The 13,272-nt window shown below is 63.1% G+C and carries 11 protein-coding genes and 1 pseudogene; 8 read left to right on the top strand and 4 right to left on the bottom strand.

Annotation, left to right across the window (positions count from 1 at the left end):
• Window positions 1-37: 37 nt before the first annotated feature.
• Window positions 38-682, bottom strand: a complete 645-nt coding sequence (locus tag GN234_RS28435; protein WP_109754668.1) for a GNAT family N-acetyltransferase — start codon at window positions 680-682, stop codon at window positions 38-40.
• A gap of 177 nt (window positions 683-859) precedes the next feature.
• Here GN234_RS28435 and xthA point away from each other — a divergent pair, with 177 nt between their 5' ends.
• Complete coding sequence (gene xthA / locus GN234_RS28430) at window positions 860-1,672, top strand: exodeoxyribonuclease III (RefSeq protein ID WP_109754667.1); 813 nt, start codon at window positions 860-862, stop codon at window positions 1,670-1,672.
• 39 nt (window positions 1,673-1,711) lie between these two features.
• On the opposite strand, the gene GN234_RS28425 is transcribed toward xthA, so the two are convergent.
• Together GN234_RS28425 and GN234_RS28420 are read right to left on the bottom strand one after the other, a co-directional pair.
• Window positions 1,712-2,263 carry an ester cyclase gene (locus tag GN234_RS28425; protein ID WP_163857817.1) on the bottom strand — a complete coding sequence of 184 codons (552 nt, stop codon included), beginning with the start codon at window positions 2,261-2,263 and terminating at the stop codon, window positions 1,712-1,714.
• A 66-nt stretch (window positions 2,264-2,329) separates the two neighbouring features.
• On the bottom strand, window positions 2,330-3,343 hold the full coding sequence (locus GN234_RS28420) for a polysaccharide deacetylase family protein (protein WP_176689420.1): 1,014 nt from the start codon (window positions 3,341-3,343) through the stop codon (window positions 2,330-2,332).
• A 114-nt stretch (window positions 3,344-3,457) separates the two neighbouring features.
• Here GN234_RS28420 and GN234_RS28415 point away from each other — a divergent pair, with 114 nt between their 5' ends.
• The 3 genes and pseudogenes from GN234_RS28415 (at window position 3,458) to GN234_RS28405 (ending at window position 6,646) form a co-directional block, all read left to right on the top strand.
• Entirely contained in the window at window positions 3,458-4,351 is an 894-nt protein-coding gene (locus GN234_RS28415; protein WP_116832946.1) for a LysR family transcriptional regulator, read from the top strand.
• A 101-nt stretch (window positions 4,352-4,452) separates the two neighbouring features.
• Window positions 4,453-5,779: pseudogene (locus tag GN234_RS28410) on the top strand (substrate-binding domain-containing protein).
• 516 nt (window positions 5,780-6,295) lie between these two features.
• Window positions 6,296-6,646: a DUF6124 family protein gene (locus GN234_RS28405; RefSeq protein ID WP_176689419.1), complete on the top strand. Its 351-nt coding sequence runs from the start codon at window positions 6,296-6,298 to the stop codon at window positions 6,644-6,646.
• Between the two features lie 163 nt (window positions 6,647-6,809).
• Here GN234_RS28405 and GN234_RS28400 read toward each other — a convergent pair whose 3' ends face one another.
• The gene (locus GN234_RS28400; RefSeq protein ID WP_176689418.1) at window positions 6,810-8,048 is read right to left on the bottom strand and encodes a M20/M25/M40 family metallo-hydrolase; all 1,239 of its coding nucleotides are present in this window, start codon (window positions 8,046-8,048) and stop codon (window positions 6,810-6,812) included.
• 372 nt (window positions 8,049-8,420) lie between these two features.
• Here GN234_RS28400 and GN234_RS28395 point away from each other — a divergent pair, with 372 nt between their 5' ends.
• From GN234_RS28395 to glcF, 4 genes are all read left to right on the top strand, one after another.
• Window positions 8,421-9,350 (top strand): alpha/beta fold hydrolase, encoded by a 930-nt coding sequence (locus tag GN234_RS28395; protein WP_109754663.1) that lies wholly within the window; start codon window positions 8,421-8,423, stop codon window positions 9,348-9,350.
• Between the two features lie 138 nt (window positions 9,351-9,488).
• Window positions 9,489-10,988, top strand: coding sequence for a glycolate oxidase subunit GlcD (gene glcD, locus GN234_RS28390; protein WP_109754662.1), 1,500 nt, complete (start codon window positions 9,489-9,491; stop codon window positions 10,986-10,988).
• The gene (gene glcE / locus GN234_RS28385) at window positions 10,988-12,046 is read left to right on the top strand and encodes a glycolate oxidase subunit GlcE (protein WP_176689417.1); all 1,059 of its coding nucleotides are present in this window, start codon (window positions 10,988-10,990) and stop codon (window positions 12,044-12,046) included. The genes glcD and glcE overlap by 1 nt, the downstream gene beginning before the upstream one ends.
• A gap of 1 nt (window position 12,047) precedes the next feature.
• The gene (gene glcF / locus GN234_RS28380) at window positions 12,048-13,268 is read left to right on the top strand and encodes a glycolate oxidase subunit GlcF (protein ID WP_176689416.1); all 1,221 of its coding nucleotides are present in this window, start codon (window positions 12,048-12,050) and stop codon (window positions 13,266-13,268) included.
• The last annotated feature ends 4 nt before the right edge of the window (window positions 13,269-13,272 follow it).

Below are 13,272 nucleotides of genomic sequence, written 5' to 3'. Positions count from 1 at the left end.
CCTGATAGAGCCGGACATTTCGCAAAAGTTCGGCCGACTATGCCGTTGCGCTTTGCAGAACCTGCGGGTTGGCGTGAAAGAACACATGCTCGCGGATCGGTCCTACAGCAACTTCACCAATTTCCTCGTAACCCTGGCGCTTATAGAACTCAAGGTAACGCGGGTTGCCGGTGTCCAGCACCACGCCTTGGGAATGCTCGTCCACCGCACACCAGTTATGGACTGCCTCGAGCAACTGTTCACCGAAATGTTTGCCCTGGAACTGTGGGTGCACCCCCAGTAGCGGCAGTACATGCACTGCATCCGAAGGCAGGCAGGCCAACACCGCCGCATGGTATTCCAAGTAGCGTCGGGTGCAGCGAAAACCGGTGCTCAAGACCATGCGCAGACGCCAGGCCCAACTTTCGGTGATGCCCAGGCGCCGCTGCGGCGGGGCGATCAGGGCGATGCCGATCAGGCGGTCGTTGACCAGCAGGCCAATGGCCGGCAGGTCCTGGAGAAAATGCTGCTTGACCAACTCACGCACCGTGGCCCGGACCCGCTGTTCATAACCTGGACGCTCGGATTCGAACAGGTAGCTGAAGGTCGGCTCATGGCGATAGGCCTGGTACAACAACGAACGGGCTTCACGGGAATAACCACTGTCGAGCATATGGACGTCGGCGATGGCGGTTTCAGGCATGGCGTTGGATCTCCTGGGGCGAGGCTCGGTGAGGCCCAGCTCTTATTGAGTACGAACCCGATTGGGTTGCGATCGTTCCTACACCCACAGGACATTAGCAGCGCATTTGTCCTACTGCCACGCTGGCTCCCTTCCCACATGTCAGCTAGCATCGCAGTTTTGCCAGGACAGCCGACCATGAAGATCGTCTCCTTCAACATCAACGGGCTGCGCGCCCGTCCCCATCAGCTGGCGGCGCTGATCGAGAAGCACCAGCCGGATGTGATCGGGCTGCAGGAAACCAAGGTCCACGACGAACAGTTCCCCCTGGCCGAAATCCAGGCCCTGGGTTACCACGTGCATTACCACGGACAAAAAGGCCACTACGGCGTCGCCCTGCTCTCCCGCCAGGCGCCGCTGAGCCTGTACAAAGGCTTCGAGGGCGACGACGAGGACGCCCAGCGGCGCTTCATCTGGGGCACCTTCGCCGATGCCAACGGCGTACCGGTAACCATCATGAACGGTTATTTCCCACAAGGTGAAAGCCGCGACCACCCGACCAAATTCCCGGCCAAGGAGCGTTTCTACAGCGATTTGCAGCAACTGCTGGAAAGCCGCTTCAGCAACGATCAGCCGCTGGTGGTGATGGGTGACGTGAACATTTCCCCGGAAGACTGCGACATCGGCATCGGCCCGGACAACATGAAGCGCTGGCTGAAAACCGGCAAATGCAGCTTCCTGCCGGAAGAACGCGAGTGGATGGCCCGCCTGAAAAACTGGGGCCTGGTGGACAGCTTCCGCCACCTGAACCCGGACGTCACCGACCGCTTCAGCTGGTTCGACTACCGCAGCCGCGGGTTCGAAGACGAGCCCAAGCGCGGCCTGCGCATCGACCTGATCCTCACCTCCCACGGCCTGCTGCCACGGGTCAAGGACGCCGGGGTGGACTATGAGCTGCGGGGCATGGAAAAACCGTCGGACCACGCGCCGATCTGGCTGCAGTTGAGCTGACCGGCAAGAAACGGCTCGCCGCAATGGCGAGCCGTCCTGTCACAGCGTACCCAGTTGCTTGAACAGGGTCAGGTTGTCCTCGATGTGCCAGTTGGCGACGATCTTGCCCTGGTCGACCTGGTAGATATCCGTCGCAATGAACTCCACCGGCTGGCCCTGGCCCTTGAGCTGGTCGAAGGTCCCGGTGAAATGCCCGCGAAAGCGCAGGTGCACCACCACCCGATCCCCCGCCACCAGCATCTGCTCCACGACGCAGCTGAGATCCGGCACGGCAGTGCGGAAAGCCCGCGACGCCAGCAACGGGCCTTCCGGGCCCTGCTTGCGCCCGGCGGGCGGGGTCTTGTCGACGAAGCCCGGCGCCAGGGCTTCGCGGGCCAGCGCTTCGTCGCCGGTGTGCCAGAACGTGTCATAGCGCCGCGCCGCCAGGATCATCGATGTCGCCTGCTGCTCGGACAGGCTGCGGTCGACAATCAGGCTTTGAGGTTGCACGAGCGCATCGGTGGCGGCCGAAGCCCCCAGCGACAGGCCCAGGCTCAGGAAAAAACCGGCCAGGCGCAGGCCGCCGGGCATGGCAAGGGATGAGAACGACATGGTGGATTCCTTCGGGTCGATCAAGGGCCGGACAACACCGTGCGGCCCGGGGTTATGGAACAGGTTTCAGAGGGTTTCGGACTCCCGCAAGGACAGCGGGCTGGCAAGGGTGTAGCGGGCAATGTCGTCCTTGCGCATGAACGCCACGCCCGGATGGCTTTTGGCGTAACGCAGGAACTCATCCCAGACCCGCACCATTTGGGGCGTGCCGCTGATGCGGTCGTGGGCACTGATGGACATCATTCGTCGCCGCGTGCCGGCTTCTTCGTAGAGCTGGTCGAAATCGAGCTTCACTTGCTCCAGGAAAACCTGGGGCGAGTAATGCCGGCCTTCGATCAGCACGATGTCGTTGTTGCGCAACGTGTAGGGGACCACGACGAAATCCTTGCCGTTGACCGCTTCGATGAAGGGTTCATCGCGGCTGACGTCATCGATGTGATAGAGGTAGCCCAACTCTTGCAACAACCCCAGGGTATTGGGTCCCCGGCGCAGCCAGTTGCAGTTGTAGCCGGTGACTGGCTGCCCGGTGACCTCCTGGACCATCTGCGCGGCCTGGCGCAGGAACGTGCGTTCCTCGTCCCGACTCATTGCAAATTGCGAACTCCAGCGCGGCCCGTGACCGGCCGCCTCGTGACCGCGAGTGACGATCTCCCGTGCCAGGGCCGGTTGGCGCCGCGCCGCTTCGCCGATCATGTGGGAGGTGACCTTGACGCCATGGCGGTCCCACAGATCCAGCAAGCGTGGGATGCCTTCCCGATAGCCGTAGGCAAACCAGGTATTGGTTGCCGGATCGCTAGGCACACTGTCCGGGAAGTCGACCGCGGGAAACGGACTGTCAGTGCCTTTAGGCGGCTGTCCGCCCGCTTCGAATTGCATGGAAATCGAAATGACCAAGCGCGTGTCGCCCGGCCAGAAGCCCCCCTTGGAAACGCCGGCGGCTTTTGCCAAGACGCCAGCCTGCGCCGAGCCCGTCGTCAGCAGGTCGCCTACGGCCAACAGCGCCGCGCCAGCACTTGCCTGGGCCAGGAAAGTCCTGCGTTCGGGATTGTGAGTGACATCGGCTGCTTCGGGGATGGCCATGGCAGAACTCCTGGAAAACGCTGCGGTGTGATCGTCTGAGGCGCTAAGGTATGCCTTGCGGGCTTTCCTGATAATTGATCAACTTACGAAAATACATTTCGGAACCTCCGAACAATGTTCCTGAAGAATCTCGAGCTCTTTCTGCTCATCGTTGAAAAAGGTGGCTTGTCTGCTGCCGGTCGAGAGGTAGGGTTGTCCCCGGCCTCGGTCTCGGAGCGGCTTGCCCTCCTGGAAACCTATTACGGTGCCAGCCTGCTCAATCGCACCACGCGGGCGATCAGCCTGACCGACGAAGGCAGGATTCTGGTCGAAGGCGCCCGGCGCTTGCTGGCCGAGGCCGGCGAGTTGCACAGCAGCATCCGCACCGGTACCCAGGCCCTCAGCGGGCCGATTCGCCTGAGTGCCCCGCAAGACCTGGGCCGCCAGTACATCGAGCCGATCCTGTCGCGCTTTCTCGACGAGCACCCCGATGTCAGCCTCGATCTGAACCTGGGCGATGGCTATGTGGACCTGGTCAGCCAGGGGTTCGATTTCGCCATTCGCTACGGTGCCCTGGCCGATAGCTCACTGCGGGCCAGGCCCTTGGGAGAGAATCGTCGCGTGGTCTGTGCCGCCCCCACTTACCTGGCGCGACATGGCACGCCAACGCATCCCTGCGAACTGGCCCGGCACGAATGCCTGGTGATGCGCCTGGGCATCAACACCGCGCGGGAATGGACATTCAGCCGGGACGGCGAGGTGCATCGGGTGATGGTCCAGGGCCGGCGAATCGCCAACGACGGCGGCCTGGTGCGGCAATGGTGCCTGGAGGGACATGGCATCAGCCTCAAGTCGATCTGGGACGTACGCGACGATCTCAAGAGCGGACGGCTGGTGGAATTGCTCCCGGACTTCACCGCCGGCAACACGCTGCTGCAGATCGTCTACCCGACCGCCCGCGTCCAGCCCCGGCGCGTGCGCGCCTTGATCGAATGCCTGGTGGCCGGGCTGGCGGCGAGCGAGGCCTAGCGCAACCACCCTGTCATCGTTGAGTCATCTGCCTGACTTATTCTCCCGGCACTTCCCTGGGATCTGAAGGTGGCGGCATGCGGCTGTGCGTGGTCTGGATAATGGCGTTGTGGCTGCCGTTGGCGTTCTGCGCCGAGCGTGAGCCCGCGCCTGGCCTGCCCCTTCCTGCGTCCGGCCCGGCCCTGCGCCTCCAGGGCTCCAATACCATCGGTGCGGCGCTGGGACCGGCGCTGGTCAGGGGTTTGATGGAGGATCAGGGGCTGCGCAGGGTCAGTAGCGAAATCACCGGCCGGGACAACGAACAACGAATCGTCGGCCAGACCACCGATGGCCGACGGGTCGAGATCGACATTGCCGCCCACGGCTCCAGCACCGGGTTCGCTGCCCTCAGGCAGGCCAGCGCCGACCTGGCCGCCTCGTCCCGCCCGATCAAGGACAGCGAGCTGAAGGAACTCGCGTCCCTCGGCGATCTGAAAAGTCCTACCGCCGAGCAGGTCATTGCCATCGACGGCCTGGCGATCATCCTTCATCCGCAGAACCCGCTACGTCAGCTCGATACCCTGCAACTGGCACGGATATTCAGTGGCGAGGCGAAAACCTGGGAGGCAGTGGGCGGCACTGGCGGGCCGATTCATCTGTATGCCCGCGATGAACAATCCGGCACCTACGATACCTTCAAGGAACTGGTGCTCAGCCGCCAGGGAAAACGGCTGGATCTTTCAGCGCGGCGCTTCGAATCCAGCGAACAGTTGTCCGACGCGGTCAGCCAGGACCCGCAAGGCATCGGTTTCATCGGTCTGCCCTACATACGCCAGGCCAAGGCGCTGGCGATTGTCGACGGCGACTCGCAACCCATGTTGCCGTTGAACCACCTGATCGCCACCGAAGACTATCCCTTGTCCCGCCGGCTGTTCTTCTACCTGCCCCCTCGGGAAACCAACCCCTGGGCCACGGCGCTGGTCGAGTTCACCCAAAGCGACCAGGGCCAGGCCATCGTTGCGGCCAATGGGTTCATCGCCCAGACCGTCCAGGCCATGGCCGTCACCCCCAATGCACTGATGCCCGAGGGTTACCAGGCCCTGAGTCGTCATGCCCAACGCCTGAGCGTGAATTTTCGCTTCGAAGAAGGCAGTGCCAACCTCGACAACAAGGCTCATCAGGATCTGGGCCGGGTGCTCGACTATATCCAGAAGCACGGCAAGACCGAGCGGCGCGTGACGCTGGTGGGTTTCGGTGACGCCAAGGACGACCCGGCACGGGCGGATCTTTTTATCCAAACTGCGGGCCATGGCGGTGCGACGTGAACTGGTCAAGTACGGCGTGACCCTGCGCGAAGTGCGCGGCTTCGGCGCGCTGATGCCGGTGGCGGCCAATAATGAAGATGGAGGGCGGATCAGGAATCGGCGGGTGGAGGTTTGGGTTTACTAGCAACGCCGCCATCAAAAGACGAACCCGCTTTTTGTGGCGAGGGGATTTATCCCCGTTGGGCTGCGAAGCAGCCCCCAAAGGCGCTACGCAATCTATCTGAGATACCTCACTGTCAGGTTTTAGGGCTGCTTCGCAGCCCAGCGGGGATAAATCCCCTCGCCACAATAGCTTGTTGTTTATCCCGCTAACTTCGATGTAGGAACAAGCCAAGTCGCCTTGCGCCATTGCCTACAACTACGCCAGAATCCGCCGGCTTGTGCGCCTGGAGGTCCGGCTCTATCGTTTTCCGGTCGCTGACGAATCAGCGATCGGGTTTGGTAGCCCGGGTTGTCGGTGCATAGCGTCACCCTCTGCAAGTGCAGTCATGCACTTCGCTTTTTTTGGTGGCCATGCGCAGGGTCTCTTCGGAGGCGCCGGCTCCGATGCCCGGTCTACCAACCTTCGTATGGCCACCACCCAATTCGTTTGGTAGCGAGCAGGTGATGGCTCCTTTTCAAATGCATCGGAGCTTCAACTATGTTCAAAGCAACACCCAACCCGCCGGATTCCGATCCAACGACCCACAACTCAAAAGAATTCGACGAAGCCGCTGACCGCGCCCTCGACTACTACCTCAAACCCAAACCCGACAAACCCGACAAACCCGAGCCTGATCCAAGCCAACTCTTCACGGTCGTCAACGGCGTCGACACCGAATCCCTGCTCGCCAATCTCAGTGAAAACCTGGCCTCGGCCAATGCCATGGTCAGCAATCTGGCCTTCGACCTGGAAGGCCCGAGGCGCCACATTGCCCTGGGCATCCAGCAGTTGATCGAACTGAGCGGATTGCTGGCGAACCGGGCACTGGATAACATCGACCCGCGCTAACCGACTCACCGCCTCTGGAGCACACCAGAGGCCTGTGGGAGCAAAGCTTGCTCGCGATGCAGGCGCCTCGGTTCCTCAGGAAACCGCATTGCCTTCATCGCGGGCAAGCCTTGCTCCCACAACAGGTTTGCCTTTGCCCCGACGGTTTGCGCCTGGTTGACTATTAGCGCCCCGCCAACTCCATGATCATCCGCGACAACAGATAAATCCTTGGCACCACGCTCTCAACCTCCGCGTATTCCTCCGGCGTATGGATGTTGCCACCGACAATGCCAAAACCATCCAGCGTCGGCGTACCCACCCCGGCCGACAAGCTGGCATCCGCCGCGCCGCCGCTGCCTTCTTCGGTGAGTTTGCGCCCCAGTTCGCCATAGATCCCTTGGGCCATGGCCATCAATCGATCCGACTCCGCCGTCTGCGGCATCGGTGGCAGGCCGCGTTTGAGGCTGGTGGTGACTTCGGTGTCGGCGATCAATTTGTCCTGCGACACCCGCGCCAGGTCTTTTTCGATGCGGTCGAACTCCTCCGGCACCGCCGCCCGCACGTCAGCCTTGGCGCTGGCCCGGTCGGGGATCACGTTGGTCCGGTCGCCAGCCTGGAGCACGGTGAAGTTGATGGTGGTTTTCTTTTCCGCGTCGCCGAGCTTGCCCAGCTGCAGGATCTGGTGCGCGGCTTCCATCGCCGCATTACGCCCCAGTTCCGGCGCGACACCGGCGTGGGACGCCTTGCCCTTGACCTCCACCAGCGCGGTGGCACTGCCCTTGCGCCAAACCACCAAGCCATCAGCCGGGCGACCCGGTTCCAGGTTGAGGGTCACGTCATGGGCCTTGGCGGTTTTCTTGATCAGGTCGGTGGCCACGTCCGAGCCGGTTTCTTCGCTGGCATCCAGCAGGAAGGTGATCTGCGCGTAATTCTTGAAGTCGAGGTTCTTGAGGATCTTCAACGCGTAGATACCGGCGACGATGCCGCCCTTGTCGTCCATCACCCCCGGCCCATAGGCGCGACCGTCCTTGATGTGGAACGGACGCTCGGCGGCCGAGCCTTCCTTGAACACCGTGTCCATGTGGGCCATCAGCAGGATCTTCGCCTTGCCGGTGCCCTTGAGGGTCGCCAGGATGTGCTGGGTACCGTCCGAATTCGGCACCTTCTCGATGGTGGCGCCCAGCTTCTTCAATTCGTCGATGGCAATGTCACCGACCTGGCTCAGCCCCGGTACATACCCGGAGCCGGAGTCGATATTCACCAGCCGTTCCAACAGCTTCAGGGCTTCGCCCTTGTATTGCTCGGCATCGGCCAGGACTTGCTGGTGGGGCTGCGCAAAGGCCATGGGGGCGAAGGCGCCAAGGGCCAGGCTCAGGCCGAGACTGACGGCCAGGCGAGTGCGAAGAGCGGTCATCGTCATGATTTCATCCTTGTTCCGTATCGAAAGAGTGCCACAGGCACCCTACCCGACAATGACCCAAGGCTCTAGACAGCAGGTGGCCATCTCAGCCCCGTGGCTGCAAGTGGCTTTGCCTGGAAACCTCTGCATCGCGAGCTTCCCAGGTCAGCGGGGTTGCCTGGCGTCTATCAGGGCAGCACCCAATAGACATCCGTGAATGAAGGGGTATTTATTCTTCTTCAAATGCCCCGCCCTGCCACAGATCTTGGCTATACATGACTCATCAGGCGGCTGTCATGGTTGGTATCAAAGCAAAAGCGGCCCTGTCATCGCGATATGCCCGGGTTTCAGCTTCACTTAACACATTCTGTCCTGACCCATGGAGGGCAAAACATGCTGGTGTTGTGGGTAGTCCTTGCCGTGTTTATCGCCTGGAGCTGGTTGACGTATCCAGGCATAGGTCATGTGCTGTACGACATGGGCACGGCGCTGGAGGCACGGCTCTACCGGTTGCACAAGATCACCGTCCCCATCAGTGAGATGACCGTGTCGACCTGGCAAGGCGGGCCATATGAAGCGTCCGGCAGCATCCTGATGCTGCATGGCTACAGCGCCGACAAGAATCTGTGGCTGCGTTTTGCCCGGCATTTTGTCGGCGACTACCGGGTGGTGGTGCCCGACCTGGCCGGCCATGGCGAAACCGGCTTCAAGGCCGGCGGCGGCTATGACATCCCGACCCAGGCCCGACGGGTGATCGAGTTGCTCGACGCCTGTGGCCTGGACAAGGTCCATGTGGTCGGCAATTCCATGGGCGGTTACCTCGCCGCCTGGCTGGCGGCCACTTCGCCCGAGCGCGTACTGACCTTGGCGCTGATCGATCCGGCCGGCGTCACCGCTCCCCAGGCCAGCGACATGGAGCGCCACCTGGCCGCCGGGCATAACCCGTTCCTCGTCGACTCACGGGATGATTTCGCGCCATTCTACGCCATGACCATGGCCTCCCCACCCTGGGTACCCAGCGTGGTGCTGGCGGCGTTGGCCGAACGTTACGAACAGCGCCGCGATGAACTGGCGGAGATCTTCGTCGACTTTCGCGCCAGCCCGCCGATGGAGCCGCGCCTGGCCGACATCCGCGCGCCATCCTTGCTGCTCTGGGGCCGCAAGGACCGGCTGATCGACGTGAGCAGCGTGCCGGTGTGGAGCAAGGGCATCGCCGACCTGCGGGTGGAGATCTGGGACGGCATCGGCCATATGCCCATGGTCGAACGACCGGGGAAAACCGCCGCGCTGTACCGGGATTTTCTCAAGGGCTTGGGGCAATGACGGCAATGTAAATCATGTGGGAGCGAGCTTGCTCGCGATAGCGGCGATACATCCAACACTGATTCAAGCTGACACACCGCCATCGCGAGCAAGCTCGCTCCCACCGGGATTCGTGGCAACTGAGGGGTATCGATTTTCATGAACATCCTCTACGACGAACACCTCGACGGTCCCTTGCCGAAGGTGGACAAGCAAGCCCTGCTTCAAGCCTTGCAGGCACAGATTCCAGACCTGGACATCCTGCATCGAGAGGAAGACCTCAAGCCCTACGAATGCGACGGCTTGTCAGCCTATCGCACCACGCCGATGCTGGTGGTGCTGCCCAGGCGTGTCGAGCAGGTGCAAGCGCTGCTCAAGCTCTGCCATGGGCAGAACGTCCCGGTGGTCGCCCGGGGCGCCGGAACTGGTCTATCCGGCGGCGCCTTGCCCCTGGCGAGCGGCGTGTTGCTGGTGATGGCGCGGTTCAACCAGATCCTGCACATTGACCCCGACGCCCGCACCGCGAGGCTTCAGCCGGGTGTACGCAACCTGGCGATCTCCCAGGCGGCGGCGCCGTTCGGGCTGTATTACGCACCAGATCCTTCGTCGCAGATCGCCTGTTCCATCGGCGGCAATGTCGCGGAAAACGCCGGAGGCGTGCACTGCCTCAAATACGGTCTGACGGTGCACAACCTGTTGCAGCTGGAGATCCTCACCATCGAAGGCGAACGCCTGACCCTGGGCAGCGAGGCCCTGGATTCACCGGGCCTGGACCTGCTGGCGCTGTTCACCGGCTCCGAAGGCTTGCTCGGGGTGATCACCGAAGTGACGGTCAAGCTGTTGCCCCGGCCCCAGGTCGCCAAGGTGCTGCTGGCCAGTTTCGACTCGGTGGACAAGGCCGGGCGGGCGGTGGCCGACATCATCGCCGCCGGCATTATTCCCGGCGGCCTGGAAATGATGGACAACCTGGCGATCCGCGCCGCCGAGGACTTCATCCATGCCGGTTACCCGGTGGACGCCGAAGCGATCCTGCTGTGCGAATTGGACGGCGTCGAGGCCGACGTCCATGACGACTGCGAACGGGTCCGCCAGGTGTTGGAGCAGGCCGGCGCCACCGAGGTGCGCCAGGCGCGGGACGAGGCCGAGCGGTTGCGGTTCTGGGCCGGGCGCAAGAACGCCTTCCCGGCGGTCGGTCGCCTGGCGCCGGACTATTACTGCATGGACGGCACCATCCCGCGCCGGGCCTTGCCCGAGGTACTGCAGCGCATCGCCAGCCTCGGTGCCGAGCATGGCCTGCGGGTGGCCAATGTCTTTCATGCCGGTGACGGCAACATGCACCCACTGATCCTGTTCGATGCCAACCAGCCCGGCGAACTGGAGCGCGCCGAAACCCTGGGCGGGAAAATCCTCGAATTGTGTGTCCAGGTGGGCGGCAGCATCACCGGCGAACACGGGGTTGGCCGGGAAAAAATCAATCAGATGTGCACGCAATTCAACAGCGACGAACTGAACCTGTTCCACGCGGTAAAAGCGGCGTTCGACCCCCAAGGCCTGCTCAACCCCGGCAAGAACATTCCCACCCTGCACCGCTGCGCCGAGTTCGGTGCCATGCACATCCATGGCGGGCAGTTGCCATTTCCTGAACTGGAGCGTTTCTGATGAGCCGCGAAGCCGACCAGGACGCCAGCGACCTGCTACTCGAACAGATCAATCGCGCACGGGCCAATACCACGCCACTGCGCATCCAGGGTTCGAACAGCAAGGCCTTCCTGGGGCGCGAAGTGGCCGGCGAAGTGCTGGATACCCGCGTGCATCGTGGCATCGTCCACTACGACCCGACCGAGTTGGTGGTCACGGCCCGTGCCGGTACCCCATTGCGGGAACTGCTCGCCGCCCTCGACGCCGCCGGACAGCGGCTGCCCTGCGAACCGCCGGCGTTCGGCGACGACGCCACGGTCGGCGGCATGGTCGCTGCCGGACTATCGGGGCCACGTCGCCCGTGGGCCGGTTCGGTGCGCGACTTCGTCCTCGGCACGCGCCTGATCAGTGGTCACGGCACGTTGCTGCGTTTCGGCGGCGAGGTGATGAAAAATGTCGCCGGCTATGATCTCTCGCGCCTGCTGGCCGGCAGTTTCGGTTGCCTGGGGGTGATCACCGAAGTGTCCTTGAAGGTCCTGCCCAAGCCACGTCACAGCCTGAGCATCCGCCTGGAACTGGACAGCACCGAAGCGCTGCAGAAACTCGCCGAATGGGGTCGACAACCGTTGCCCATCAGCGCCGCCAGCCATGACGGCGACTGCCTGCACCTGCGCCTGGAGGGGGGCGAAGGCTCGGTCAGCGCCGCTCATCAACGTTTCGGGGGCGAGGTGATCGACGATCGATACTGGACGGCACTCAATGAGCATCGGCTGGCATTCTTCGATGAGGGCTTGCCACTGTGGCGCCTGTCGTTGCCCAACCATACCGGCCCGCTCGCCCTGCCCGGCGCGCAATTGATCGATTGGGGTGGCGCGCAGCGCTGGTTGAAAACCGAGGCCGACACGGTGCAAGCCCTGGCCCATGAAGTGGGCGGCCATGCCACCTGCTATCGTCAGGGTGCCAGCGATACACCGTTCCAGCCACTGGCTCCGGCGCTGCTGCGCTATCACCGGCAGTTGAAGGCCCAGCTCGACCCGCTCGGGCTGTTCAACCCTGGCCGGATGTACCCGGAGATCTAGCATGCAGACTCGGTTCAGTGAGGAAAGCAAAAATCTGCCCCGCGCCGAAGAAGCCGAACGGATCCTGCGCAGTTGCGTGCATTGCGGTTTCTGCAATGCCACCTGCCCCACCTACCAATTGCTCGGCGATGAGCTGGACGGCCCGCGAGGCCGCATCTACCTGATCAAGCAGGTGCTTGAAGGCCAGCCGGCGACAGCCAGCACCCAGTTGCACCTGGATCGCTGCCTGTCGTGTCGCAATTGCGAAACCACCTGCCCGTCCGGCGTGGATTACCACAACCTGCTGGACATCGGCCGGGCAGTGGTCGATCAGGCCGTACCGCGCCCCGCTGGCCAACGCGCACTGCGCCTGGGCCTGCGAAGCCTGGCCGCCAGCCCGGAACGATTCAAGGCCCTGCTGCGCCTTGGCGTGGTTTTCCGTCCGTTGTTGTCGGCGAACCTGAGCGCCAAGTTGCCCCGCCCTTCCCCTGCCCGCAGCGAGCGCCCATCGCTTCGACATGGGCGTACGGTGTTGATGCTCGAAGGGTGCGTGCAACCAGGCCTCTCGCCCAACACCAACACCTCGGCAGCGCGGGTACTGGATCGGCTTGGCATCAGCGTAATCCCCTGTGCAGAGGCCGGCTGCTGCGGTGCGCTGGATTATCACCTCGATGCCCAAGCCACCGGCCTGGACCGTGCCCGACGTAACATCGACGCTTGGTGGCCGCACCTGGAGAACGGCGCTGAAGCCATCGTCCAGACGGCCAGCGGCTGCGGCGCATTCATCAAGGACTACGGGCATCTGCTGGAACATGACCCCGCCTACGCCGCCAAGGCCAGACAGGTGAGTGAACGAGCACTGGACCTGGTGCAGGTACTCGGCAAGGAACCGCTGGAACAGATCTGCGCGGCCAGGAACCAGCGCATTGCCGTGCATTGCCCCTGCACCTTGCAACACGCACAGAAACTCGGCGGCAGCATCGAAGCGCTATTGACGCGGTTGGGTTTCAACCTCACCGAGGTGCCCGACGGCCATTTGTGTTGCGGCTCGGCCGGCACCTATTCGCTGACCCAGCCGGCCCTGGCGCGGCAGTTGCGCGACAACCGCCTCAACGCGCTGGAAAGCGGCCAGCCGGAGCTGATTGTCACGGCCAACATCGGCTGCCAGAACCACCTCGACGGCGCCGGTCGCACGCCCGTACGACACTGGATCGAGCTGGTGGATCAGTCCCTGGCAGAATGAAGTC

This window comes from Pseudomonas bijieensis, from assembly GCF_013347965.1.
GTDB classification, from domain to species: Bacteria; Pseudomonadota; Gammaproteobacteria; order Pseudomonadales; family Pseudomonadaceae; genus Aquipseudomonas; species Aquipseudomonas bijieensis.
The sequence above is the reverse complement of the archived record's forward strand: the minus strand, read 5'-3'. Positions and strand labels throughout refer to the sequence as shown.